The following is a 24,096-nucleotide window of genomic DNA, read 5'->3' as shown; positions in this document are numbered from 1 at the left end:
CTGCGCGGCCGGGCAGCCCGGCGCGCCACGGTGCGGAGGTCACGATGATGCCTACCCTGCGATGTGTGGCCTGGCTGGTGCTGACCGCGCCGCTGCTGGCTGCGTGCGACCGCAGCGGCAACGCCCCCGGTGGCGCGCGGCCGCCGACGCTGGTGGATGTGGAAGTCGTGCAGGCGCAGGTGGTACCGAACCTGGTGGAGCTGCCGGGCCGGGTCGAGGCAGGGCGCTCGGTCGAGGTGCGCGCACGCGCCGACGGCATCATCGAGCAGCAGTTGTACGTGGATGGCACCACGGTTGCCGCGAATGCGCCCCTGTTCCAGATCGACCCCCGCGATCTGCGCGCGCGGCTGCAGCAGGCCAACGCCTCGCTGGCCTCGGCCCAGGCTGCACGCGCACAGACCTCCGCACTGCGGGCCCGGCTGGCCCAGCTGGTGCAGCGCAAGGCCGTGAGCGTGCAGGAGTTCGAGTCCGCGCAGGCCGGCTTCCGCCAGGCCGATGCCGCGCTGCAGGAGGCGCAGGCCGCCGTTGCGCGGGCCAGGTTGCAGCTCGACCATGCACTGGTGCGCGCGCCGATTGCCGGCCGCGCCGGGCGCGCCCAGCTCAGTGAGGGCGCGTTGGCCAGCGCCGCCACGGCAACGCTGCTCACCCGCATCGACCAGCTCGACCCCGCGTTCGTGATCTTCAATCCCTCGCACGTGGCGATGGACGCGATGGAGCGCGATGTCAGCGAGGGCAGGGTGGTGCTCGGGCCAAACCAGCGGGTGGACGTCACCCTGCTGCTGGAGGGCGATGCCCGCCCGCCCATGGTCGGCACGCTGGACTTCAGCGAAACCGCCATCGATCCCTCCACCGGCAGCCGGGTGCTGCGGGCCCGGCTGAAGAACCCGGAGGGCCGGCTGCTGCCCGGCCAGTTCGTGCGCGGCCAGCTGGCGGTCGGCACCCTGCGCAATGGCATGAGCGTGCCCGAGCGCGCCGTGCAGATCGGCGAGGACGAATCCTCGGTGATGGTGGTGACGGCGGAGGGCATTGCGCAGCGTCGGCCGGTCACGCTGGCCGGCCAGGCCGGTGGCCGCTGGATCGTCAGTGCCGGGCTGGAAGCGGGTGACCGCGTGGTCGTGGACGGCTGGCACAAGGTGCAACCCGGCCAACCGGTGGCCATCAACACGGCGCCGCCGGGCAAAGGCACGGCGCCGTGAACAGCGTCTTCGTCTACCGGCCGGTGCTGGCATGGGTGATCGCCCTGTTCGCGATCCTGTTTGGCGGCATTGCCTTCCAGCAGCTGGCGGTGGAGCAGTACCCGGACGTAGCTCCCCCTTCGCTGAGCATTTCGGCCACGTTCGTGGGTGCCGATGCACAGACGCTCGACCGCACGGTGACTTCGGTGATCGAGAACGAGCTGAGCGGGGTCGATGACTTCCTGTTCATGAGCTCGACCAGCCGTGCCAATGGCACCGCGCAGATCCGCGTCACCTTCCGCAGTGGCACCGACCTGGATATCGCCCGGTCGCAGATCCAGGACCGGCTGGCGCGGGTCGAGCCCCGCCTGCCCGATGAAGTGCGGCAGATGGGCGTGCGGGTGACCCAGGCCAACAGCGGTTTCCTGATGCTGGTCGCGCTCACCTCGGACCAGAACCGCTTTTCGGCGCTGGAGCTGGGCGACTTTGCCGCCAACAACGTGGCCGACGAACTGCGGCGCGTGCCTGGCGTCGGTGATGTCTCCCTGTTTGGCTCCAGCTACGCCATGCGCATCTGGCTGGACCGCGAGAAGCTGCTGAGCTATGGGCTGGCCCCGGGCGAAGTGATTGCCGCCATCCGCGAACAGAACGCGCAGACCGCCGGCGGTGGCCTGGGCCTGCAGCCCATCGCGCCAGGCACCGAAACCACCGCACAGATCGTGCTGCGTGGGCGCTTCAGCACGCCCGAGCAGTTCCGCCAGATCATCCTGCGGGCCACCCCCGGCGCTGCCACGGTGCGCCTGTCCGATGTCGCCAGGGTCGAGCTGGGGCGCGACAACTATGCCTTCTCGCTCAGCCTCAATGGCCGCGAAACGGCCGGCCTGGCGGTCTCGCTCGCCAGCGGTGCCAACGCACTGGCCACCGCCAACGCCGTGCGTGCGCGCATGAACGACCTGCAGGCCAGCTTCCCCGGTGGCATGTCCTGGGTGACCCCGTTCGACACCACGCCGTTCATCACCGAATCGGTGCGTGGGGTGACCACGACCATGGTGCAGGCACTGGTGCTGGTGTCGGTGGTCGTGCTGCTGTTCCTGCAGAGCTGGCGCGCGGTGTTCCTGCCCACCATCGTGGTGCCGGTCTCGCTGCTGGGTGCCTGCATGGGGCTGCTGGCCTTCGGCGTCTCCATCAACCTGCTGTCCCTGTTCGCCATGGTGGTGGCCATCGGCATCCTCAACGACGACGCGATCGTGATCGTGGAGAACGTCGAGCGCATCATGCGCGAGGAAGATCTGCCGCCGCATGAGGCAACCGTCAAGGCAATGGGCCAGCTGACCGGCGCGATCATCGCCACCACGCTGGTGCTGCTGGCGGTGTTCATTCCGATGGGCTTCTTTCCCGGATCGGCAGGCGGCATCTACCGGCAGTTCGCGGTGACGCTGAGCATCTCGCTGGTGGTTTCGACCATCCTCTCGCTCACCCTGGCCCCAGCCATCTGCGCGGCGGTGCTGCGCCCCAGGGACGAAACAAAAGGCCGTGGCGGCCCGCTGCGCCGCCTGTACACGGCGGTCAACAGCGGCCTGGAGCGGAGCAGCCGGACCTATACCGACTGGGTGGGCCGCATGCTGGTGCGACCCTGGCTGTGGATCGGCATCTTCCTGGGCGTGGTGCTGCTGACGGCGGCGATGTACGTCCGCCTGCCCAGCGGCTTCCTGCCCACCGAAGACCAGGGTTACCTGTTCGTGGCCTACAACGCGGCACCGGGCTCGACGATGGAGCGCACCCGCGCGGCAGCGGCGCAGGCCGAGGCGATCCTGCACCAGCAGCCCGAGGTGCGGAACGTGGTGACCGTGGTGGGCTTCAGCTTCTTTGGCCAGGGGCAGTCGGTGGGCATGTCCTTCGTCGATCTGCATCCGTGGGCGGAGCGGCGTGGCGCGGCACACAGCGCGATGACGCTGGCCAACCGCATGAACATGGCGTTCTCGCGCACTCCGCAGGCACAGGTGTTTGCGATCAATCCACCAGCCATCCAGGCGCTGGGCAACGCCTCCGGCTTCACCATGAAGATCGAGGACCGTGGCGGCGCCGGTGCACAGGCGCTTGCGGCGGCGGCGATGGGCATCACCGCCCGCGCCGCCGCCAGCCCCAGACTGACCGGCGTGCGCCCGGAAGGCATGCCACGCGCGCCCCAACTGTTCGTGGACATCGACCGTACGCAGGCGCGTTCGCTGGGCGTGCCGCTGTCGCAGGCCAACCAGGCGCTGGGCATCCTGTTCGGCTCGGCCTACGTGAATGATTTCGTGCGCCAGGGAAACGTGCTGCGGGTGTTCGTGCAGGCCGATGCTGAGCAGCGCATGCGTGCCGAGGATGTGAGCGATCTGCGCGTGGTCGGCAGTGGCGGGCAGTCGGTACCGCTTTCGGCATTCGCACGCACGCGCTGGACCACCGGCGAGCAGCAGGTGGAACGGTACAACGGCTTCCTTTCGGCAACGGTCTCCGGCGAAGGCGCGGCGGGCGTCTCCAGTGGTGCAGCCCTGGAGGAGATGGAACGTATCGCCGCCGAGGTGCTGCCCTCGGGCATGCGCTTTGAATGGACCGGGACGGCGCGCGAGGAGCGCGAGGCAGCCGGGCAGGTGGGCCTGCTGCTCGGCCTGGCGTTCGTGGTCGCCTTCCTGCTGCTGGCCGCGTTGTACGAAAGCTGGCTGACCCCGGTGATCGTGCTGCTGGTGGTGCCGCTGGGCATTCTCGGCGCGGTGCTGTTCACCGCCCTGCGCGGCATGTCCGCCGATGTGTACTTCACCGTGGGCCTGGTGACGATCATCGGCCTGGCTGCCAAGAACGCGATCCTGATCGTGCAGTTTGGTCTGGACGAGGAGGCGCGCGGGGTTCCCGTGCGCGAGGCGATCCTGCAGGCCGCGTACCAGCGCCTGCGGCCGATCCTGATGACCAGCCTGACCTTCATCGTCGGCATGGTGCCGCTGGTGATCGCCAGCGGCGCCGGTGCGGCCAGCCGCCAGGCGGTGGGCACCGGCGTGCTGGGCAGCATGCTCAGCGCCACCGTGCTCGGCATCTTCTTCACCCCGTTGTTCTACTACCTGCTGCGCCGTTGGCGCGGGCAGCGCCGGCGGGGGCAGGAGCAGGGAGCCGACGATGCGGCCTGACCGTCTCTTCGTGCTGGCGATCAGCGCGACACTCGTGGTGCTGCTGGGCGCCTGCAACCTCGCCCCGGCCTACCTGCGCCCTGACGGCAGCGTGCCGGAGCACTATCCGCAGGCCGACGCGGCCGCCACGGCCGTGGCTCCGCCCCCGTGGCAGGCGTACTTCAAGGATCCCGTACTGGTCGGGCTGATCGGCCAGGCGCTGCAGCAGAACCGCGACCTGGGCGCTGCCGCGGCCCGCATCGAACAAGCCCGCGCGCAGTACCGCATCCAGGACAGCCAACGCCTGCCATCACTGGATGCGCAGGGCTCGGCCCAGCGCGTGCGCACCCCGCTCAGTGCGGCGGACGACGCGCCGCGGGTAACCGTGGACAGCTACGCGGTGCAGGTGGCCGTGCCCAGCTTCGAACTGGATTTCTGGGGCCGTGTCGCCAACCTCAGTGAGGCTGCCCGGCGCCAGTACCTGGCCACGGTGGAAGCGCGCAACATCGGCGAACTGAGCCTGGTGGCGAACGTGGCCGCCAGCTACTACGCGCTGCGGGCAAGCGAGCAGGGCATCGACCTGGCCGAACGCTCGCTGGACAGCCGCCGGCAGACGCTGGAACTGGCCCAGCTGCGCATGGACGCGGGACTGACCTCGTCCATCGATTTCAACCAGTCGCAGGCCCTGGTGCTGCAGGCTGAACTGCAGTTGGCACAGTTGCGCCGCAGTCGTGCGCTGGCCGAACAGCTGCTGCAGTTCCTGGTGGGTGCGCCGCTGCCATCGCCGCTGCCCGAGGGCCTGCCATTGCAACCCGACGCCCAGTTGGCCCGGCTGGCCGCGGGAACGCCCTCGGCACTGCTGGAGGCGCGGCCGGACATCCGCATGGCCGAACAGCAGCTGCGTGCGGCCAATGCCAACATCGGCGCGGCGCGTGCGCTGTACTTCCCCACGATTGCTCTGACCGGCGCAGGCGGCTATGCCTCCAATGAGCTGTCCGGCCTGGTGTCCGACAGCAATCGGGTCTGGTCCTTCGGCGCGGGTGCACTGCTGCCCTTGTTTGACTGGGGCGCGCGCCGTGCGCGTGTCGACGCCGCGCACGCAGCACGAAAAGAACGCGAACTGAGCTACCAGTCGACGGTGCAGAACGCATTCCGTGAAGTGGCGGGTGGCCTGCAGGCCACCGAGCAGAACGATGTGCAGATTGCCGCCCAGGTGCAGGCCGTAGCCGTGCAGGCCGCGCTGGTGGCCACCGCGCAGGACCGCTATGGCGTCGGCCTGACGCCGTACCTGGAGGTGCTTGATGCCGAGCGCAACCACTTCAGTGCCGAACAGAACCTGCTGCAGCTGCGGGCCAATGCCCTGCAGGACGCGGTGAACCTGTACGCCGCCCTCGGAGGCGGCCAGGCCAGCCCAACCGATGCGCCACGCTGACCGATCGACCTTCCATCCCCCGGAGGCTGCTGCCATGCACGTGCTTCTTCGCGCCATCTGCCTTGCTTCTTCGCTGACACCCGCATACGCACTGGCCCAGAGCCGCGATGCCGGCCAGGACGCGGAGCTGAAACAGCTGCGCGAAACCGTCGAGGTTCTTACCGCACGCATCCAGGCGCTGGAAGCCAGCCAGGCCGCCACGCCACCGGGCGCGGCAACGCCTGCACTGGCTGGCGCCACCGCCCAGGCGGCCGGCACTTCCGCTGCGCCCGCGCTGACGATGCCGACGGCACTGAAGCTGATCATCTCCCCGTTGCCGGCGCGGGAATCGTTCGACGAGGACGATCAGGCCTCGGCCCGTGCCGACAACGAAGTGCCGGCGGGCTCGGACCTGGACGGCTTCTTCCAGGTGCCCGGCACGGCGACGTGGATCCGCCTGGGGGGCTACGCCAAGCTGGATGCGATGTGGGACAACGGCGATGCCGGCGACAGCGACCAGTTCATCACCTCGGACATTCCCGTCGATGGCGGCCGCGACAGCAGTCGCTTCAACATGCATGCACGGCAGACCCGCTTCACCTTCGAGGCGCGCCGCGATACCGACCGCGGCCAGCTGCGCATGCTGCTGCAGAACGATTTCTTCGGTTCCGGGGGAAGTTACGGCTACCGCCTGCGCCACGCCTGGGGCCAGCTCGGCAATACCTATGCGGGCTTCGGCTGGTCGGCCTTCATGGACCTCGATTCGGGCCCGGACCTGATTGATTTCGCCGGCCCGGGCGCCTCGCCATCGGCGCGCGTGGCCAGCATCCGCCAGTACTTCCCGCTGGGCAAGGGCAACCAGTTGCTGGTGGCGGCCGAGCACCGCTCGCCCGAACTGCAGCTGCCCGGCGCGACCCAGCAATCACGCAATGCCGCGCCCAGCCTCGTCGCCGCTGCAAGGCATGAGGCCGACTGGGGCCACCTGCAGCTGTCCGGGGTGATGCGCTACCTCGCCTACGATTCGGCCCGCGACAGTGGCGAGGGCAGGGATGGCGCCTATGCCGGCGGCCTGGCCCTGAGTGGCTCGTGGAATATCGACAGCGGCGACTACTTCGTGTTTGGCGCCGTGGGCGGCGAGGGCATTGCCTCCTACCTGGGTGATCTGGGAGGCCTGGACCTGGATGGCGTGGTCGATGCACGCGGTGACCTGCAGACCCTGCAGCAGTACGGTGGCTGGGTCGGCTACACGCACCTGTGGTCCGGCCGCTTGCGTTCGACCCTGACCTACAGCCAGCTGCGCCTGGAGCGCGACAGCCTGCTTGCACCGAGCATCTTCCGGCGCAGCGACTACGCGGCCGTCAACCTGATCTGGCAACCGGCCCCGAGCTGGAGCTGGGGTGCCGAAGTGCTGTATGGAAAGCTGGAGCAGCAGGATGGTGCGAGCGGCGATGTGTTCCGCGTGCAGACCGCGCTGAAGTACGACTTCATCCGGTGACCGACCATGAATCCGGTGCTCCGTCCGTGCTTTCTGCGCCCTGGCCTGCTGGCTGCGGCGATATGCGCTTCGCCGCTGGCAGCGGCCCAGAACGCGACCCTCGGCTCGCTGCTCGAGCAGCCGCAGAGCGCGGGACTGGGTGGGCTGATGCGGATCGAAGCATCGCCCTACAAAGGCGCCGATGACCGTGTCGACCTGTTGCCGCTGTATCTGTACGAAGGCGATCGTTTCTTCCTGCGCTCCAACACGGCCGGCATCAAGCTGACCCAGCGCGAGGACCAGGGCATCGAGCTGTTCGTCGAGCGCCGCCTGGAGGGCTATCCGGAGGATGAGACACCGCCGATCCTGGAGGGCCTGCGCACCCGCAACAGCGAGGCTGACCTGGGCGTGCGCGTCTACTGGAAGCGCGATGCACACCTGCTGGACCTGACTGTCCGCCAGGATGTTTCGCGCACCTCCAAGGGCAGTGAGGTGCGCTCGTCCTACGGCTACACCTGGCGCGGCGAACGCTGGGCCCTGCAACCGATGCTGAGCCTGCAGTGGCGCAGCGCCCGCCTCAACGACTACTACTTCGGCGTGGAACAGGATGAGGCCGACGACCTGCGGCCGGCGTACGCCGCAGGCTCCGGGCTGGATGTCACCGCCGGCCTCTACGGTCGCCGTCGCGTGCTGCAGAACTGGAGCGTGCTCGGTGGCGCCTATCTGACCCGGCATGCCAGCGCCATCGGTAACAGCCCGCTCGCGCGCGATGACCTGCAATGGGGCGCCATGCTCGGCGCGGCCTACGACTTCGGCAACGGCAACGTCGCCTGGAACAAGCCGCAGACGCCGACCTGGGTGAAAGTGTTCTACGGGCGCGACTCGGCCGAGGGCTGCCACATGATCAAGATCATGACCCTCAGCTGCACCCGCCTCAATTCCGACGACCCCACCGACATCTGGGGCGTGCACATCGGACGGCCCTTCGTCTCGCGACTCAACGGCTGGCCGCTGGACCTGGTGGGGTATGTCGGCATCCTGCGCCACGAAGAGCGCGGCATCCAGCCCGATGCCTGGCAGATCGATGCCTACATGAAAGCCTTCTATTACGGCTTCCCATGGTCGCACCGGGTGAATACCCGCATCGGCTTCGGCTTCGGCCTGTCGTATGCCGAGCGCGTGCCGCACACCGAGGTGCAATCGCAGGCGCGCCGCGAGCGCAATACCTCCAAACTGCTCAACTACCTGGATCCCAGCCTCGATGTCAGCGTAGGCGACATCATTGGCAACCCGCGCCTGCACGATCTCTACTTCGGCGTGGGCATCTCGCACCGCTCGGGCATCTTCGGTTCTGCGCGCATGCTGGGCACCGTCGATGGCGGGTCCAACTACATCTATGCCTACCTGGAAGGCGCGTTCTGACCCCCCGGGCCGCCGCGCCCGCGCGCACGGTCACGCCGCAACAGCAGGGCGATGCCGATATAGGCCAGGCCCATCGACAGCAGCGCGAGGCCTACGCCCCAGGACGCCGACGCGCGCCCGGCCCACGCCACCCCAGCCACCGAGAGGAAGGCCGCCACCAGTGCCGCCAGGCCGGATACCAGCGGCACCCAGCGCTTGCCGCCTGCTTCAAAGCGCAGCGCCAGCCCGATCAGGGCCAGTGCCTGCACCGCCAGTACCACCGTGACCGTCAGCGCGATCGCATAGGCCGCCCACTCGGGATGGGTGTAGATCGCCACGCCGGCAATCACCTGGGCCGCACCCAGCGCGATGGTGATGGCGAAGCTGAGCATGCCGCGCAGCAGGAACGCCTGCGACAGCTGCAACGCACCGGCGATGACCAGCAATGCCGCCACCAGCAGGGTCATGGCATGCGCCACCAGCGAGGATGCGTACAGGCCAAGGATGCCCAGCACCACCAGTACGGCGCCGAGTACCAGCATGAGCCGCCACCGGGCCTGCATGGCCACGCCGATGGAAGTGGGATCGTTGCCGAGGCGAGAGAGCACAGTCATGAGCGCGTCCCCAGGATGAGAGCCGGATCCAGTGCCAGCCGTACCCGGCTACTATGCCGCCAACGGCCGGCATGCGCGCTCAGGAAAAGTACGCAGGAACCGGCCCGATCCCTTCACGCCGGGCGGTGCTAGAGCAGCCCGCTGGTCGCCTTCAGGCTCAGCACCAGCTGGGCAACACGCAGCGTGATGAACACGTACGCCGCGCAGAGCAGGAGCTGCAGCGTCAGGTGCGATTTCAGCTTGCCCAGCCGCCACAATCCGTCCGAGAGATTGAGCAGCAACAGGCCCGCACCGATCGCGGTCACGAAATAGCCAACGATGGTGGGATTGGCCAGATCGAGCTCGCCAGGGCTGGAGCGCACGACCTCCAGGCCCGCTGCGGTGATGAGCGAGGCCACGGCCAGGTTGCGCGCGTTCTCGAAGACCTGCTGCAGCACGCCGCGCTCGAACAACAGGATGGCAAAGCGTCGAACAGTGGCAGGCAACATGGCAGCGCACCGGGTCGGGATGACCTGCAGCAGCCTTGCGCGGCAGCCATGAATGCGGCGTGGAGGCATGCGCCTGCGGCGTCAGTAAATCTACCCAGGCACGTCAGTGCGGATCCAGGCCGTCCTCGCCCAGGCTGAGGATCCCGCGCTGCAGTGACAACGTCACGGCATGCGTCCGATCACGCGCGCCCAGCTTGCCCATCGAATTCTTCATGTGCGCCTTCACCGTCTGCTCGGAAATGCCCAGCTGGTCGCCAATGCGCTTGTTGGAACAGCCGGCGGCAACCAGCACCAGGATCTCGATCTCCCGGGGCGACAGCGCGTCGTGGGTGACATGTGCAGCGATGTTGGTGGCCACCTCGGCCGGCAACGGCACACGCCTGCCGGAATACACCAGGCGGATGGTCGACAGCAGGTCGTGGCGCAGCATGTCCTTCAGCAGGTAGGCGCTTGCACCGGCGTGCAGTGCCTTCACCGCCTTCGCATCACCGCTGTAGGTGGTCAGCACGATGATGCGCGCTTCCGGCGCGGTGGCACGTATCCGTGCAATCGCCTCGATGCCATCCATGCGCGGCATCTGCAGGTCCATCAGCACCACGTCCGGGCGATGTTCGAAGTAGGCGCTGACGGCCTGCACGCCATCGCCGGCCTCGGCCACCAGCTCCATGTCGGGGCTGCTCTGCAGCAGGGCCAGCAGGCCCTCGCGCAGCAGGGGATGATCGTCCACGATCAGGATGCGGATCGGAAGGTTCATGTCAGCTCCTCAGCCGTTTCAGCAGGCGCGACCACGGCGCCGCCGCCCGGGAATGGTTCAATCGGTGCGTGGAAATGGACAGCGCAACCTCGGTACCCAGCCCGGGGCGCGACCAGATCTTCAGCTCCGCGCCCAGGCGCAAGGCACGTTCGCGCATGCCCTGCAGGCCCCAGTGGCCTTCCCGCACCCGGTCCGGCGCCATGCCCTGGCCATCGTCACGCACATGCAGGCGGAACGTCGTGCCGTAGGCAATCTCCACCTCGATGGCCGAGGCGCCCGAGTGCTCGATGGCGTTGCGGATGGCCTCGCGGCCGATCAGGTAGATCTCTTCCAGTGCCTCGGTACGGATCCGGGTCGGCTCTCCCTCCACGGTCACGCGCAGCCGGCGGTCATCGGGCTGCGTGTCCTGGCGGAACACGTCCGACAGGGCAGCAGCAAGATCGGCGCGGTGGTCCGCTTCCTGGCGCAGCGCGGTGACGCGGTTGCGGCCCTCGCGCAGGCTGTCTTCGGCGGCCCGCATGGCCGATTCCAGGCGCTCCTGTGCACCGGGGGGCAGGGCAGGCATCACGCTGATCGCATGCAGCCGCAGCAACAACCCCTGGCTGCCCTGCAGCAGGGTGTCATGCAGGTCGCGCGCGATGCGTTCGCGCTCGTGCAGGCGCTCCTCGTAGCGCGCCTTCACCAGCGCGGTGATGTTTCTCGCGCGCATGCGTGCGGCCGCTGCAATCAGCAGGATGATGGCAATGGCCACCAGGCTGCGGAACCAGAACGTCTGCGTCAGCAGCGGCTCGATGGTGAAGCTCGCCGTGGTTGGTGCAGTACCCCAGACGCCATCCTCGCTGGCCGCGATGACCTCGAAGGTGTAGGTGCCGGGCCCAAGGTTGGTGTAGTACGCGGTGGTGGCACTGCCGGCATCGCGCCACCCGGCATCGACGCGGGACAGGCGGTAGCGGTAGCGATTGCGTTCCGGCCGGGCGAGGGACTGGGCGATGAAATCGATCTGCAGCTGGGTGATGCCAGCCGGAATGGTCGCACCGTCCGCCAGCGGCTCCTGCTCATCGCCATAGTGGATGTTGCCGATGCTGGTGACCGGTGCGGATCGGCTGCGGTTGGGCTTCAGGGTGTCCAGCCACGCCAGGCCCTGGTTGGTGCCCAGCCACAGCAGGCCATCCGGCGAGAGCTGCGCGGTGGGCAGCGGCCCGCTCTGCAGTGCGACGCCCGGCATGCCATCGACATCATCGAACAGGCGCGGGGAGACCACGATGCCCTGGGTCGCGCTCTCAAGGGCGGTGGAAAGATCGAGCCGCACCAGGCCGCGGCCGCCGTTGAGCCAGAGCTGCCGTGAGCGATCGACCACGATGCCGGTGATGCCTTCCAGCACGCCGGCGATATCGGCCCTGACCTCGCCGAACGCCTTCGTGCCACGGCGAATGGCCAGGCCCTTCTCACCGGCAACCAGCAGCAGGTCGCCCGCCGCCAGGATCGAAGTGATCGGCCCGACGTCCAGCCCATCGGCCTTTCCCAGCGTGTGCAGCCGCTTGCCGTCGTAGAGCGCAACGGCGCCATCGGCGAACCCGGCGATCAGGCCGCCCCGACCATCCGCGGCCAGCGCGCTGCAGCTGTTGCGCTGCAGGTCCACCGGGCTGCGCCACGCACCATGGTCGTAATGGCTGAGGAAGGTTCCCTGCACGCAGGCCCAGGCTTCGTGGGCATTGGGAAAATACAGCGCCTGCGGCTGCAGGCCTTCAGCCGAGCCGGGAAACTGGATGCGCTGCAGTTCGCGCCCGCGCCGCATGACCAGGTTGGTCCATTCAAACTGCCAGAACGGCGTGCTGTTGCGCAGGGCCGCCGCCTGCAGGCCGGCACGCGGCAGGCCGAGCGTCTGCCGCTGCAGGGCGTAGGGGACGGGATCCTCGCCATAACCGAGCAGTTCGCCCGCAGTATTGCGCCCGACCACGCGGTACGGATCGGTTGGCCCCTCGCTGAGCGTGCGTACGCTCTGCGCGCGGAAGCGGCTGAGGCCAAGATTGGTTCCGATCCAGATGTTGCCTTCGCGATCCTCGAACACGGGTACCGCCGCCGGGGAAGTCAGGCCCTGGGCGACGTTGAAGGTTTCCATCGACACCGCCGTCTTGCCGTCGAAGATCACCCGCGCCGCGCCGCCGACTCCATCGACGCCCCGCATCGGCGCCCACATGACTCCATCGGCGGTGAAATGCAGACGGCTGGCGATGATGCCGGGCAGGCGACGCGCCTCGCGCTCGGCCTCGGGCAGCATGCCGTGCGCATCGGCGATCGGCATCGTGCCGCGACCGCGGTCGGCCAGCCAGATTTCGCCCGAAGGGCTCTCGGCCAGTGTGGACATCTGTGCGACGCCGATGCCGGTCGCAATGAACGTCGCGCCGCCCTTGGGGATGTACCGGACCTGCTGGCCGACCAGCGCCCAGAAGGTGCCGCGCGAATCCTTCAGCAGCCAGTGGCCGCGCCGTTCGGGCACGCCCATCGAGGCCGGCAGCTTCTCCCAGCGCCCGTTCCTGAAGCGCCGAAGACCTTGCTCCACGGCCGCCCACAGCACGCCCTGGTCGTCATAGGCAAAGCTGGACACGACGCCGGGCGGCACGCCTTCGCCGCGCTGGTAGCTCTTCAGCGTGCGGCCCTCGGTCAGGTGCCCGATGCCTGCGTGGTAGTAGCCGATCCACATGCTGCCGGGGCGATCGGCAAACAACGTGATCATGTTCAGCGAGGGCGCGCCGGCACCGGCCACGCTTTCCTGGCGCTCGAAGCGCTGGCCATCGAAGGTATAGAGCCCCGAACCCGTGGCCAGCCACAGCCGGCCGATTTCGTCCTGCTGGATATCCCAGATATCACCGGGTGCGCCCTGGCCCGCCCGCCATGCCGTGTGGTTGTAACCACTGAAACCGACGTGCACCGGAGGGTTCTGCGTGGCCCAGGCAACCGGACACACCGCCAGCAACGCGCTCAGCAGGAGCCCGCGGAGCGAGCGGCGGGGAAAGGCGCGGCGGAGGATCATGCGGGAAATACGGCGGGGATACTGCGGGGTAGGGGATGGCCCCGAGGGCGCGGACAGTGGCCAGCCAGCAGGGAGCGGGCCGAGCTTAACACCCGTTCACGCCGCGCAGCCATAACGAAATGGCAGTAGTCGCCCGCGCTGCGCAGGGGCCCGACATACCCCGTTCGGGGCAGGTGGAAACCGATTGCATCGGCTACTAATGCGCTTCATGGCCCAGGGGGAGCGATCTTGCAGCGGCTCTACGTAATGTTCCCTGACAGGGCGCCCGGCATCGGGCTGCTCTGGATGCGCCTGTGCCTGGCCGCATCGCTGTGCCTGTCGATCGGCGATGACCCATGGCACACCGCGGCATCGCTGCTGGTCTCGGCCCTCGTCGCGGCCGGATGGCTGACGTTGTTCGCGGTGCTGCTGGCGACCGGCGTGATGCTCTGGACCGGACCACTGACCGCACTGGTGCTGCTCCCACTGGGCTTGCTGCTGCTCGGGCCAGGCGCGTATTCGCTTGATGCCTGCTCCTTCGGCCGCCGCGTGATCGATCTGGTAGGCGTGGGTCGTAACCCGAAAGAGTAACCAACGCGGCCAACCAACAGGGCTACGCCGTTGGGCGGGGCACCGGCAAGCTGTGCTGCCCCCACGAATCCCTGCGGTCGATGGCCCACACCGTCCCCTCCGATGCCGCGCGGCCAGCGAAGGCGCACAGCCAGAGTGCGGCACTGGATCGCGCCCTGCGCTACATCGCGTGCCACCTGGACACGCCACTGCGCATCGAGGACGTGGCGGCCGCCGCCTGCGTGAGCCGCTTCCACCTTTCGCACCTGTTCCGCACCGGGCTGGGAACCACGCCATCCCGGTACGTTCGCCGCACGCGCGTCCAGCAGGCCAGCCTGGCGCTGCGCCGGCGCCGCCAGCCCATCGTCCAGATCGCAGCCCAGTTCGGCTTCTTCGACCAGAGCCATTTCGTGCGGTGTTTCCGCGAAGAAATGGGCTGCACCCCCACGCTCTATTCCGCACGAAGCACCTGACCCCCCAAAGGACATCGACATGACCACTGCTACCGCCACGCCTGCCAAGGGCCTGCTTTCCCCGACCGACCACGCCCTGGTGCTGATCGACTTCCAGTCGCAGATGGCGTTCGCCACCCACACCATCGACATCTCCGCGCTGCGCAACAACGTGTCGCTGATCAGCAAGGGCGCCAAGGGCTTCAACGTGCCGGTGGTGCTGACCACGGTTGCCGAGCAGTCGTTCTCCGGCCCGATGTTCCCGGAACTGCCGCAGATCTTCCCCGGCCAGGCTGTGTTCGACCGCACCTCGATGAACACCTGGGAAGACCAGCCGGTGATCGATGAGATCAACCGCATCGGCAAGCAGCGCCTGGTGCTGGCGGGCCTGTGGACCAGCGTGTGCATCGTCGGCCCGACCCTGTCGGCGCTGGAACAGGGCTTCGAGGTCTACGTGATCACCGATGCCTGCGGCGATGTCAGCGACGAAGCGCACGAGCGTGCCATCACCCGCATGGTGCAGGCCGGCGCGCGCCCGATCACCAGCGTGCAGTACCTGCTGGAACTGCAGCGCGACTGGGCACGCGGCGAGACCTATGGCCTGACCACCGGCATCGCCCGCGACCACGCCGGCGGTTACGGCATCGGCATCCAGTACGCCAAGACCATGTTCGGCGCGCAGGAAGGCGGCCACTGATGGAAAAGGCCGCAGAAGTGAACCTTCAACGTGATGCTGCCGTGCTCCTTCTGCGGCTCAGTGCGGGCGGCTTCCTGCTGCCGCACGGCCTGGGCAAGCTGTTCGGCTGGTTCGGCGGCCCGGGCCTGGGCGGCTTCGTGCAGGAGCTGGCCCAGTTCGGCCTGCCGGCCACGCCGGCCGTCGCCCTGGTGCTGGCCGTGGTGCAGAGCCTGTTCGGCCTGACCGTGCTGCTTGGCGCCTGGACCCGCATCTCCGCGATCGTTGCCGCCGGCTTCATCGCCACCACGGTGTGGATCGCGCTGCCGCACGGCTGGTTCTGGATGGGCACGGGCGTGGAATACCCGCTGATGTGGCTGGCGGCACTGCTCTCGGTCGCGCTTCTCGGCGGCGGTCGTTTCTCCATTGATGGCCTGCGGGCCGCGAACCTGGATGCCAGATCATGAGTGACGAACCGATTCTGCCGTCGCGCCGCAACGTCATCGTCGGTGCAGGCGCCGCCCTGGCCATGGGCTTCGTCGGCCGCAGCTTCGCCAAGGTGTTCTCGCCCGAGCAGAGCAAGCGGATGAGCACCCTGGTCATCCGCAACGCCCGCATCACCACCCTCGACCCGGCCATGCCGCATGCAGAGGCGCTGGCCGTGCAGGATGGCCGGATCGTGGCCGTGGGCACCAACGAAGAGGTCATGCGGGGCTGGGCCGCCGAGGCGACCATCCTCGACGGCCAGGGGCGCCGGCTCATCCCCGGGCTCAACGACAGCCACACCCACCTGATCCGCGGTGGCCTGAACTACAACCTGGAACTGCGCTGGGACGGCCTGCGCTCGCTGGCCGATGCCATGGCCATGCTGAAGGCCCAGGTCGACCGCACCCCGGCACCGCAATGGGTGCGCGTGGTCGGCGGTTTCACCGCCACCCAGTTCCAGGAAAAGCGCCTGCCGACGCTGCAGGAACTCAACGACATCGCACCGGACACGCCGGTGTTCCTGCTGCACCTGTACGACCGCGCACTGCTCAATCGCGCGGCGCTGCGCGCGGCGGGCTACACCAAGGATACGAAGGATCCGCCGGGTGGCCAGATCGTGCGTGACTCGCTGGGCAACCCGACCGGCCTGCTGCTGGCCAAGCCCAACGCGCTGATTCTGTACGCGACGCTGGCCAAGGGCCCGCGCCTGCCGATCGAGTACCAGGCCAACTCCACCCGCCACTTCATGCGCGAGCTGAACCGCCTGGGCATCACCTCGGTGATCGACGCCGGCGGCGGCTTCCAGAATTACCCCGAGGACTACCAGGTCATCGAGCAGCTGCACCGCGATGACCAGCTGACCGTGCGCATCGCCTACAACCTGTTCACCCAGAAGCAGGGCCAGGAGATGGCCGACTTCGAGCGCTGGACGGACATGCTCACGCCGCGCCAGGGTGATGACCTGCTGCGCCACAACGGGGCCGGCGAAATGCTGGTGTTCTCGGCAGCCGATTTCGAGCTGTTCAACGAACCGCGCCCGGAACTGCCGCCGGAGCTGGAGCCCGAACTGCACGACGTGGTCAAGCTGCTGGTGCAGAAACGCTGGCCATTCCGCATCCACGCTACGTATGACGAGAGCATCACCCGCATCCTCGACGTCTACGAGCAGGTGAACCGCGAAATCCCGTTCGACGGGCTGCGCTGGTTCATCGACCACGCCGAAACCATCACCCCGCGCAACATCGAGCGCATCCGTGCGCTGGGCGGCGGCATCGCCGTGCAGCACCGCATGGCCTACCAGGGTGAGGCGTTCGTCGAGCGCTATGGCGTGCAGGCCGCGCGGCACACGCCGCCGGTCAAGCGCATGCTGGCCGAAGGCGTGCCGGTGGGTGCCGGTACCGATGCCACCCGCGTGGCCAGCTACAACCCGTGGGTGGCGCTGTCGTGGCTGGTGACCGGACGCACCGTGGGTGGGTTGGCGCTGTATGGCGAAGAGAACCTGCTCGAGCGCGAACAGGCGCTGCGGCTGTGGACGCAGGGCAGCGCATGGTTCTCGGGTGACGAGGACACCAAGGGCACCCTGAAGGTCGGCCAGCTGGCGGACTTCAGCATCCTGTCCTCGGACTTCTTCCGCGTCGACGACAGCCAGATTGCCGATATCACCAGCCTGCTGACCGTGGTCGGCGGAAAGATCGTGCACTCCGATGGCGATTTCGAAGGCCTCGCTGCACCGCTGCCGCCGGCGATGCCGGACTGGTCACCGGTCAACACGTTCGGTGGCTACCACGTCGGCGGCACCGCTACCGGCCTGGCCATGGCCCATCACCACCACCACGGCGCGCCCTGCGGTGCCCACGGCGCACACGGCCATGCGGCACTGCACGCCGCGCCGAACAATGAACTGACCTCGTTCTGGGGTGCAATGGGATGCTCATGCTTCGCGTTCTGACCCTGGCCCTGCTGGCCACGCCGTCGCTGGCCCTGGCCTGCGGCGGTGGCGCCTGTACCGACGTGGGCGATGGCCAGCTGCAGCTGGATGCCTCGCTGCGCCTGCGCGGCATGTACTACGACCCGACCCGGTTCGGCATCGGCGAAAGCGAGGATGGCTATGGGCTGCTGCGCGCCCTGGCATCGGCGCGGTACCGCCAGGACAACTGGCAGGCCATGCTGCAGCTGGGCGCCCATGCCGAGGAAGGCAAGGCCGGCGGCCCGGGCAGGACCGATCGTGGCGCGCTCGACATCCAGCAGGCGTACTGGCGCTGGGAGAACAACGGCATGCACGTGCAGCTGGGTCGGCAGGAAGCCGGCTACGGCAGCTCGCGGCTGCTGTCCGTGCGTGACGGGCCGAACATCCGCCTGGCGTTCGACGGTGCACGTGTCGGCTGGACCGGTCGCCTGGGCACGCTGGACCTGATGGCATTGCGCGCGGTCGAGAACCGCCCGGGCGCGTTTGATGACCGTGGCGAACGGGGCGCGCACCTGTGGGGTGCCTATGCCACCACCGCCCGCGGCCACGGGCCCGGCCAGTGGGACCTGTACCTGCTCGACTACCGCAGGGAGGCGGGCCGCTTTGCCGCCGGCAGCGGCATCGAGCGCCGCCAGACCCTGGGTGCGCGCTGGTTCGGCCGCGCGGGCGGCCTGGACTGGAACACCGAGCTGGTCGCCCAGGGCGGCGAACTGCGCACGGCGGCGGCCGACCTGGACATCCGTGCCTGGACGGTCGCCACCGATACCGGCTGGCAGTGGCAGAACGTGCCCCTGCAGCCGCGGCTGGGCGTCAAGGCGGACATCGCCAGTGGCGATGGCAACCTGCACGATGGTCGCCTGGGCACGTTCAATGCGTTGTACCCGAAGTCGGCCTACTTCAGTGAAGCCAGCCTGCTGGCGCCGGCCAACCTGATGGACATCCAGCCCACGCTGGCCCTGCGCCTGCATGAAAAGGTGACCACCGAACTGGGCGTGCAGCTGGCCTGGAAGCACCGCCGCGCCGATGCGGTCTACACCACGCCGGCGCCGCTGGTGGCCCTGCCAGGTACGGCAGGCGGCCCCCGCCGCATCGGCAATCAATACAAATCCGAAACACGCTGGCAGGCCAGCGAACACTGGCAATGGCAGCTGCAGCTGGCCTGGATGGATGCGGGTCCTGCACTGAAGCAGGCCGGCGGCCAGGACACGCTGTTCGCCTCGATCGTTGGAGCATGGCAATGGTGAATGCAGCCCCATCACAGAACGCTTCCCAGGCCGGTGCCTGGTACCCGTTGAAGATCGGCATGTTCCGGTCGCTGTGGCTGGCCATCCTGGCCAGCAACATCGGCACCTGGGTCAATGACGTGGCCGCGGCCTGGGTCATGGCCGAGCGCACCGGCTCGCCGCTGATGGTGGCCCTGGTGCAGTCGGCCACCACGGTGCCGATCGTGCTGCTGGCGCTGGCCGCCGGCACGCTGGCCGACATCGTCGACCGCCGCAGGTACCTGGTGTTCACCCAGGGCTGGATGCTGCTGGTGGCGCTGGTGATGGCCGTGCTGACCCACCTGCAGATGCTCACCCCGGAACTGCTGGTGCTGCTGACGTTCTGCATGGGCTGTGGCGCGGCCATGGCGATGCCGGCACAGGCCGCGATCGTGTCCGAACTGGTGCCGCAGCCGATGCTGGCTTCGGCGGTTGCACTCAACTCGATCGGCATCAACATCGCGCGCTCGATTGGTCCGGCCATCGGTGGCGTCATCGTGTCCCAGCTCGGCGCGATGTACGCGTTTGCCTTCAACGCCATCACCTTTGCCGCCATGCTGGTGGTGGTGTGGGCGTGGAAGCGCGATGCAACCGCTTCGAGCCTGCCGCCGGAAGGCTTCGGCGCCGGCCTCAAGGCCGGTATCCGCTACGCCACGAAGGCAGGCAAGCTGCAGGCGGTGCTGATCAAGTCGGTCGGCTTCTTCTTCTTTGCTGCCGCCGCCAACGCGCTGCTGCCGGTGGTCGTCCGTGGCCAGATGCACGGCGGGGCAGGGCAGTACGGCATGTTGCTGGGCTGCATCGGCATCGGTGCCGTCGGTGGCGCACTGCTGCTGCCCAAGCTGCGCGCGAAGCTCGACCGCGACCTGCTGGTGCTGCTGGCCACGCTCTCGCTGGCCGCCAGCCTGGTGGGCCTGGCACTGCTGCGCAGCTGGTACCTGCTGCCGCCGGTGATGATGATCAATGGTTTTGCCTGGATCACCGTGCTGTCCTCGCTGCAGATCGCAGCGCAGACCGCGGTGCCGGCGTGGGTGCGTGCGCGTGCCCTGGCGCTGTACATCATGATCTTCTCGGCCGGCATGGCCGCCGGTGGCCTGAGTTGGGGCGCGCTGGCGCAGCGGACGTCGCCGGAGCTGGCCCTGCTGGTGGCCGCCATCGGCGCGTTGGTCGGTGGCCTGCTGGTCTGGCGCGTGCGTATTGCCGGTACCGAAGAACTGAACCTGCGCCCGGCAGGACATTGGCCTGCACCGGAACTGTCGGTGGCCGTTTCGCACGACCGCGGGCCGGTGCTGGTCACCCTCGAGTACCGCATCGACGAAGCGGATCGCGCGGCATTCCACGCACACATGCATCAGCTGGGCATCATCCGGCGCCGCGACGGTGCCGTGGTCTGGGGGGTTGTCGAGGATGTGGCCAGCCCGGGCATCCACCTTGAGTACTTCGTCACCGCGTCCTGGCTGGAACACCTGCGCCAGCACGAACGCATCACCGCCGACGACAAGCAGATCCAGGAAGCGCTGCGGGCGCTGCACAGGGGTGAGCGCGCCCCGGTGGTCCGCCATTTCGTGGGCGGCGGCGATGCGCCGGTGGCTCCGCCTGCACGCCACCACCAGGACATCTGACAACGCCGTTGTCTGCCGCACGTGGCTACACCGCAGGGCGTCCTACACGGCGCCCTGCGCACATCAGGCCTTTCCGGAAACCCCAATGCAGTACCTGGCAACACAGATATCCGCAGGCCTCATGGGCCTGGTCGACGAGGCGCTGCGCTCGAAGTCACTGCGCGAGCTTCATCGCTGGGGACTGCACCGGGGGCTGACCTGCAGCGGATCGGTACACCACGAGGCGGCGGGCACCATCCGCGGCCGCATCGGCGAGGGCTACTTCGAGCTGCTCTGGGAAAAGCAGAAGCAACCTGCGCGCTGTGACTGCATCGCCATGTCCTGCGCGCTGTGGGCCGCCAACCGGATCCTGGTGCTGGAGAAGGGCCGCATCGCTGCCGGCGGCTGCGACGCCATTGGCTGCGTGCGGCCGTGATCCGCACAACGGTGCAAGACGATCCATCAAGTATTCCGGACCATACATCACCGATGCGCCCGAAATCGGGCGCACAGTACGTCCCACACCACCCACCCAAGCGAGTTCATCCATGAACACCTTCACCCGTACCCTGGCCGCCGCCGCGCTGGCCCTGTCTGTCCAGGCTGGCCTGTCCGCACAGGCCGCCGAACCGGCCACGCCGGCGGCCGTCACCAGCATCGCGCGCACCGCCAGCTACATCACCACCGCCGATGGCGTGCAGCTGTACTACAAGGACTGGGGCCCGAAGGACGGCCCGGTCGTCACCTTCAGCCACGGCTGGCCGCTGAACTCGGACAGCTGGGAATCGCAGATGATCTTCCTGGCCAACCACGGCTACCGGGTGATCGCGCATGACCGTCGTGGCCACGGCCGTTCCAGCCAGCCCTGGGATGGCAACGACATGGACCACTACGCCGATGACCTGGCCACGGTCATCAACACCCTGGACCTGCACGACGTGACCCTGGTGGGCTTCTCCACCGGTGGCGGTGAAGTGGCGCGCTACATCGGCCGCCATGGCACCGGCCGGGTCAAGAAGGCCGTGCTGATCAGCTCGGTGCCGCCGTTCATGCTGAAGACCGCCGACAACCCCAACGGCCTGCCGATCGAAGTGTTCGATGGCATCCGCAAGGCGCAGATGGACAACCGCGCGCAGCTGTACAAGGACATTCCGTCCGGCCCGTTCTACGGCTTCAACCGCCCGGGCGCAAAGGTCTCGCAGGGCCTGATCGACGCCTGGTGGGCGCAGGGCATGCAGGGTGGCCACAAGAACACCTACGATTCGATCGCCGTGTTCTCGGCGACTGACTTCCGCGCCGACCTGAAAAAGTTCGACGTGCCGACCCTGGTCATCCACGGTGATGACGACCAGATCGTGCCGATCGACATCTCCGGCCGCCAGTCGGCCAAGCTCATCAAGGGCGCAAGGCTGATCGTGTACCCGGGTGCACCGCACGGCCTGACCGACACCCACAAGGACAAGGTCAACCAGGACCTGCTGACCTTCCTGCAGGAAAAGTGAGTGACGGGGGCCCTGGCATGTGCCGGGGCCCTGTTCCGGAGGTCATCCGGCCTGGATGCGCAGCGCCTCGATGACCAGCGCGAAGGCAGGGGAGTGCTGTTTCCTGCTCGGGTAGTACAGGTGGTAGCCGGAGAACGGCGGGCACCAGTCCTGCAGCGTGCGGACCAGCCGCCCTTCCTGCAGGTGCGGCGCGAACTCCTCTTCGGGCAGGAAGGCGATGCCGAGGCCTTGCAGCGCTGCCAGCACGATGTGCGGCGAACTGTTGAAGGTCGCCTGTCCATCCACCCGCACATTCACCTGCCGGCCGCGTCGCTCGAATTCCCAGACGTACAGGCCGCCGGTGGTGGGAAAGCGCATGTTGATGCAGTTGTGCGTGGTCAGATCGGCCGGCACCTTCGGTGCCGGGTGCCGGCTGAAGTAGTCCGGTGTTGCCACGGCGGCCATCCGCAGCCGGGGTCCAATCGGCAGCGCGACCATGTCGCCGTCGATGCTCTCGCCCAGGCGAACCCCGGCATCAAAGCGGTCGGCGACGATGTCGCGCAGGCCATAGTTCACGTCAAACTCGATGTTCACGTCGGGGTAGCGCTGCATCACAGGCAACAACCGCGGCAGCAGCACGGTTCGCAGTACGTGATCGCCGCAGGTCAGGCGCACCGTACCCGCAGGCTTCTCGCGCAGTTCGGTCAATGCATCGAGTTCGGCCTCGATTTCATCAAAGCGATTTCCGATCGCCTCCAGCAGGCGCTCGCCAGCCGGCGTGGCCGAGACGCTGCGCGTGGTGCGGGTCAGCAGACGGATCTGCAGCCGCTCTTCCAGCGCCTTGATGGCCTGGCTCAGCGCCGACTGGGAGACGCCCAGCACGGCGCCCGCGCGGGTGAAACTGCCTTCCCGGGCGACCGTGACGAAGGCAAGGAGATCGTTGAGGTTGCGTCTGGCCATGGGGCGAAGTGTGGCACGGCAGATTGATTAGCAGGGCTAATAGACCCTAAAAGGTTCAATTGGCTAATCAAGCCAATAGGGGCTCGGCACAATGGCCGCCACCTCCCACCCCAGGATGCATCGGCCATGTCCCTGACCGTCAAAGCCTACGGCGCCCATGCCGGCGACCGCCCCCTTGAAGCCATCGACATCACCCGCCGCGCGCCCGGCGCGGACGACGTGCAGATCGCCATTGCCTTCTGCGGCATCTGCCATTCAGACCTGCACCAGGCCCGCGCGGAATGGGCCGGCACCCTGTTTCCCTGCGTGCCCGGGCACGAGATCGTCGGCCGCGTAGTCGCCGTGGGCGCCCAGGTGCAGGGCTTCAACGCCGGCGACCTGGTGGGTGTCGGCTGCATCGTCGACAGCTGCCGTCACTGCCAGGACTGCGGCGATGGCCTGGAAAACTACTGCGACGGCATGGTGGGTACCTACAACGGCCCCACCAGCGATGCGCCGGGCCATACCCTCGGCGGCTACGCCGAGCAGATCGTCGTGCACCAGCGCTACGTGCTGCACGTCCGCCACCCGGAAGACCAGCTGGCCGCCGTCGCGCCCCTGCTGTGCGCCGGCATCACCACCTGGTCGCCGCTGAAGCACTGGAACGCCGGCCCGGGCAGCAAGGTCGGCATCGTCGGCATCGGCGGCCTGGGCCACATGGGCGTGAAGCTGGCCCATGCGCTGGGCGCACACGTGGTGGCATTCACCACCTCGGAAAGCAAGCGCGAAGCGGCTCTGGCGCTGGGTGCCAATGAAGTGGTCGTGTCCCGTTCGGCGGACGAAATGGCCGCGCATGCGAAATCGTTCGATCTGATCATCAACACCGTGGCGGCCCCGCACGATCTCGACGCCTACCTGGTCCTGCTCAAGCGCGATGGCGGCATGGTGCTGGTCGGTGCACCGGCAACGCCGCATCCGTCGCCGGCGGTGTTCAACCTCATCATGAAGCGCCGCACGCTGGCCGGGTCGATGATCGGCGGCATCGCCGAAACACAGGAAATGCTCGACTTCTGCGCCGCGCACAGCGTGGTGGCCGACATCGAGCTGATCCGCGCCGATGAGATCAACGACGCCTACGAACGCATGCTCAAGGGCGATGTGAAGTACCGCTTCGTGATGGACACCGCCACGCTTTCGGCCTGAAG

The 24,096-nt window shown here is 68.0% G+C and carries 20 protein-coding genes; 15 read left to right on the top strand and 5 right to left on the bottom strand.

Annotated features, from left to right (window positions below; genetic code table 11):
• The first annotated feature begins 47 nt into the window (after positions 1 to 47).
• From AC3WL7_RS02675 to AC3WL7_RS02655, 5 genes are read left to right on the top strand one after another with little or no spacing between them, the layout of a single operon-like run.
• Positions 48 to 1,196, top strand: coding sequence for an efflux RND transporter periplasmic adaptor subunit (locus AC3WL7_RS02675; protein ID WP_492749216.1), 1,149 nt, complete (start codon positions 48 to 50; stop codon positions 1,194 to 1,196).
• Entirely contained in the window at positions 1,193 to 4,333 is a 3,141-nt protein-coding gene (locus AC3WL7_RS02670) for a multidrug efflux RND transporter permease subunit (RefSeq protein ID WP_492749215.1), read from the top strand. The genes AC3WL7_RS02675 and AC3WL7_RS02670 overlap by 4 nt, the downstream gene beginning before the upstream one ends.
• On the top strand, positions 4,323 to 5,744 hold the full coding sequence (locus AC3WL7_RS02665) for an efflux transporter outer membrane subunit (RefSeq protein WP_492749214.1): 1,422 nt from the start codon (positions 4,323 to 4,325) through the stop codon (positions 5,742 to 5,744). The genes AC3WL7_RS02670 and AC3WL7_RS02665 overlap by 11 nt, the downstream gene beginning before the upstream one ends.
• Positions 5,745 to 5,778: 34 nt before the next feature.
• Entirely contained in the window at positions 5,779 to 7,218 is a 1,440-nt protein-coding gene (locus tag AC3WL7_RS02660) for a DcaP family trimeric outer membrane transporter (protein WP_492749213.1), read from the top strand.
• Positions 7,219 to 7,224: 6 nt separating this feature from the next.
• Positions 7,225 to 8,619: a MipA/OmpV family protein gene (locus AC3WL7_RS02655; protein ID WP_492749212.1), complete on the top strand. Its 1,395-nt coding sequence runs from the start codon at positions 7,225 to 7,227 to the stop codon at positions 8,617 to 8,619.
• Here AC3WL7_RS02655 and AC3WL7_RS02650 read toward each other — a convergent pair.
• The 4 genes from AC3WL7_RS02650 to AC3WL7_RS02635 form a co-directional block, all read right to left on the bottom strand.
• On the bottom strand, positions 8,598 to 9,212 hold the full coding sequence (locus AC3WL7_RS02650; RefSeq protein WP_079221925.1) for a DUF308 domain-containing protein: 615 nt from the start codon (positions 9,210 to 9,212) through the stop codon (positions 8,598 to 8,600). The genes AC3WL7_RS02655 and AC3WL7_RS02650 overlap by 22 nt on opposite strands.
• Before the next feature lie 128 nt (positions 9,213 to 9,340).
• Positions 9,341 to 9,700, bottom strand: a complete 360-nt coding sequence (locus AC3WL7_RS02645) for a hypothetical protein (protein WP_108746715.1) — start codon at positions 9,698 to 9,700, stop codon at positions 9,341 to 9,343.
• A 103-nt stretch (positions 9,701 to 9,803) separates the two neighbouring features.
• On the bottom strand, positions 9,804 to 10,454 hold the full coding sequence (locus tag AC3WL7_RS02640) for a response regulator (protein WP_492749211.1): 651 nt from the start codon (positions 10,452 to 10,454) through the stop codon (positions 9,804 to 9,806).
• A 1-nt stretch (position 10,455) separates the two neighbouring features.
• Positions 10,456 to 13,383, bottom strand: coding sequence for a sensor histidine kinase (locus AC3WL7_RS02635; protein WP_492749210.1), 2,928 nt, complete (start codon positions 13,381 to 13,383; stop codon positions 10,456 to 10,458).
• Positions 13,384 to 13,713: 330 nt separating this feature from the next.
• Between AC3WL7_RS02635 and AC3WL7_RS02630 the strand changes: the two genes are divergently transcribed.
• From AC3WL7_RS02630 to AC3WL7_RS02590, 9 genes are all read left to right on the top strand, one after another.
• Positions 13,714 to 14,055, top strand: a complete 342-nt coding sequence (locus tag AC3WL7_RS02630; RefSeq protein ID WP_079221921.1) for a hypothetical protein — start codon at positions 13,714 to 13,716, stop codon at positions 14,053 to 14,055.
• 80 nt (positions 14,056 to 14,135) lie between these two features.
• Positions 14,136 to 14,507, top strand: a complete 372-nt coding sequence (locus AC3WL7_RS02625; RefSeq protein ID WP_492749209.1) for a helix-turn-helix transcriptional regulator — start codon at positions 14,136 to 14,138, stop codon at positions 14,505 to 14,507.
• A 19-nt stretch (positions 14,508 to 14,526) separates the two neighbouring features.
• A complete protein-coding gene (locus AC3WL7_RS02620; protein ID WP_079222173.1) occupies positions 14,527 to 15,183 on the top strand; it encodes a hydrolase in 657 nt (218 codons plus the stop codon).
• The gene (locus tag AC3WL7_RS02615) at positions 15,183 to 15,626 is read left to right on the top strand and encodes a DoxX family protein (RefSeq protein WP_200731654.1); all 444 of its coding nucleotides are present in this window, start codon (positions 15,183 to 15,185) and stop codon (positions 15,624 to 15,626) included. The genes AC3WL7_RS02620 and AC3WL7_RS02615 overlap by 1 nt, the downstream gene beginning before the upstream one ends.
• A gap of 119 nt (positions 15,627 to 15,745) precedes the next feature.
• On the top strand, positions 15,746 to 17,593 hold the full coding sequence (locus AC3WL7_RS02610; RefSeq protein WP_492749314.1) for an amidohydrolase: 1,848 nt from the start codon (positions 15,746 to 15,748) through the stop codon (positions 17,591 to 17,593).
• On the top strand, positions 17,572 to 18,855 hold the full coding sequence (locus AC3WL7_RS02605; protein ID WP_492749208.1) for an alginate export family protein: 1,284 nt from the start codon (positions 17,572 to 17,574) through the stop codon (positions 18,853 to 18,855). Before AC3WL7_RS02610 ends, AC3WL7_RS02605 begins: the two co-directional genes overlap by 22 nt.
• Entirely contained in the window at positions 18,849 to 20,492 is a 1,644-nt protein-coding gene (locus tag AC3WL7_RS02600; protein ID WP_492749207.1) for an MFS transporter, read from the top strand. The genes AC3WL7_RS02605 and AC3WL7_RS02600 overlap by 7 nt, the downstream gene beginning before the upstream one ends.
• Positions 20,493 to 20,577: 85 nt before the next feature.
• Complete coding sequence (locus AC3WL7_RS02595; RefSeq protein WP_492749206.1) at positions 20,578 to 20,907, top strand: hypothetical protein; 330 nt, start codon at positions 20,578 to 20,580, stop codon at positions 20,905 to 20,907.
• Positions 20,908 to 21,019: 112 nt separating this feature from the next.
• Complete coding sequence (locus tag AC3WL7_RS02590; protein WP_492749205.1) at positions 21,020 to 21,973, top strand: alpha/beta fold hydrolase; 954 nt, start codon at positions 21,020 to 21,022, stop codon at positions 21,971 to 21,973.
• Positions 21,974 to 22,015: 42 nt separating this feature from the next.
• On the opposite strand, the gene AC3WL7_RS02585 is transcribed toward AC3WL7_RS02590, so the two are convergent.
• A complete protein-coding gene (locus AC3WL7_RS02585; RefSeq protein WP_079221912.1) occupies positions 22,016 to 22,912 on the bottom strand; it encodes a LysR family transcriptional regulator in 897 nt (298 codons plus the stop codon).
• Positions 22,913 to 23,038: 126 nt separating this feature from the next.
• On the opposite strand from AC3WL7_RS02585, the gene AC3WL7_RS02580 reads away from it, so the two are divergent.
• Positions 23,039 to 24,094 (top strand): NAD(P)-dependent alcohol dehydrogenase, encoded by a 1,056-nt coding sequence (locus AC3WL7_RS02580; protein WP_492749204.1) that lies wholly within the window; start codon positions 23,039 to 23,041, stop codon positions 24,092 to 24,094.
• Positions 24,095 to 24,096 lie beyond the last annotated feature (2 nt).

This window comes from Stenotrophomonas sp. FW305-3-2-15-E-LB1 (genome assembly GCF_058787375.1).
This window is presented reverse-complemented; position numbering and strand designations above follow the sequence as displayed.

What these genes read in the sequence shown, in the direction of transcription:
- AC3WL7_RS02590 (WP_492749205.1), top strand. Translation starts at nt 21,020, where the DNA reads ATGAACACCTTCACCCGTACCCTGGCCGCCGCCGCGCTGGCCCTGTCT.
- AC3WL7_RS02645 (WP_108746715.1), bottom strand. Translation starts at nt 9,700, where the DNA reads ATGTTGCCTGCCACTGTTCGACGCTTTGCCATCCTGTTGTTCGAGCGC.
- AC3WL7_RS02675 (WP_492749216.1), top strand. Translation starts at nt 48, where the DNA reads ATGCCTACCCTGCGATGTGTGGCCTGGCTGGTGCTGACCGCGCCGCTG.
- AC3WL7_RS02585 (WP_079221912.1), bottom strand. Translation starts at nt 22,912, where the DNA reads ATGGCCAGACGCAACCTCAACGATCTCCTTGCCTTCGTCACGGTCGCC.
- AC3WL7_RS02610 (WP_492749314.1), top strand. Translation starts at nt 15,746, where the DNA reads ATGAGCACCCTGGTCATCCGCAACGCCCGCATCACCACCCTCGACCCG.
- AC3WL7_RS02580 (WP_492749204.1), top strand. Translation starts at nt 23,039, where the DNA reads ATGTCCCTGACCGTCAAAGCCTACGGCGCCCATGCCGGCGACCGCCCC.
- AC3WL7_RS02620 (WP_079222173.1), top strand. Translation starts at nt 14,527, where the DNA reads ATGACCACTGCTACCGCCACGCCTGCCAAGGGCCTGCTTTCCCCGACC.
- AC3WL7_RS02655 (WP_492749212.1), top strand. Translation starts at nt 7,225, where the DNA reads ATGAATCCGGTGCTCCGTCCGTGCTTTCTGCGCCCTGGCCTGCTGGCT.
- AC3WL7_RS02665 (WP_492749214.1), top strand. Translation starts at nt 4,323, where the DNA reads ATGCGGCCTGACCGTCTCTTCGTGCTGGCGATCAGCGCGACACTCGTG.
- AC3WL7_RS02625 (WP_492749209.1), top strand. Translation starts at nt 14,136, where the DNA reads ATGGCCCACACCGTCCCCTCCGATGCCGCGCGGCCAGCGAAGGCGCAC.
- AC3WL7_RS02600 (WP_492749207.1), top strand. Translation starts at nt 18,849, where the DNA reads ATGGTGAATGCAGCCCCATCACAGAACGCTTCCCAGGCCGGTGCCTGG.
- AC3WL7_RS02640 (WP_492749211.1), bottom strand. Translation starts at nt 10,454, where the DNA reads ATGAACCTTCCGATCCGCATCCTGATCGTGGACGATCATCCCCTGCTG.
- AC3WL7_RS02595 (WP_492749206.1), top strand. Translation starts at nt 20,578, where the DNA reads ATGCAGTACCTGGCAACACAGATATCCGCAGGCCTCATGGGCCTGGTC.
- AC3WL7_RS02650 (WP_079221925.1), bottom strand. Translation starts at nt 9,212, where the DNA reads ATGACTGTGCTCTCTCGCCTCGGCAACGATCCCACTTCCATCGGCGTG.
- AC3WL7_RS02615 (WP_200731654.1), top strand. Translation starts at nt 15,183, where the DNA reads ATGGAAAAGGCCGCAGAAGTGAACCTTCAACGTGATGCTGCCGTGCTC.
- AC3WL7_RS02660 (WP_492749213.1), top strand. Translation starts at nt 5,779, where the DNA reads ATGCACGTGCTTCTTCGCGCCATCTGCCTTGCTTCTTCGCTGACACCC.
- AC3WL7_RS02605 (WP_492749208.1), top strand. Translation starts at nt 17,572, where the DNA reads ATGCTCATGCTTCGCGTTCTGACCCTGGCCCTGCTGGCCACGCCGTCG.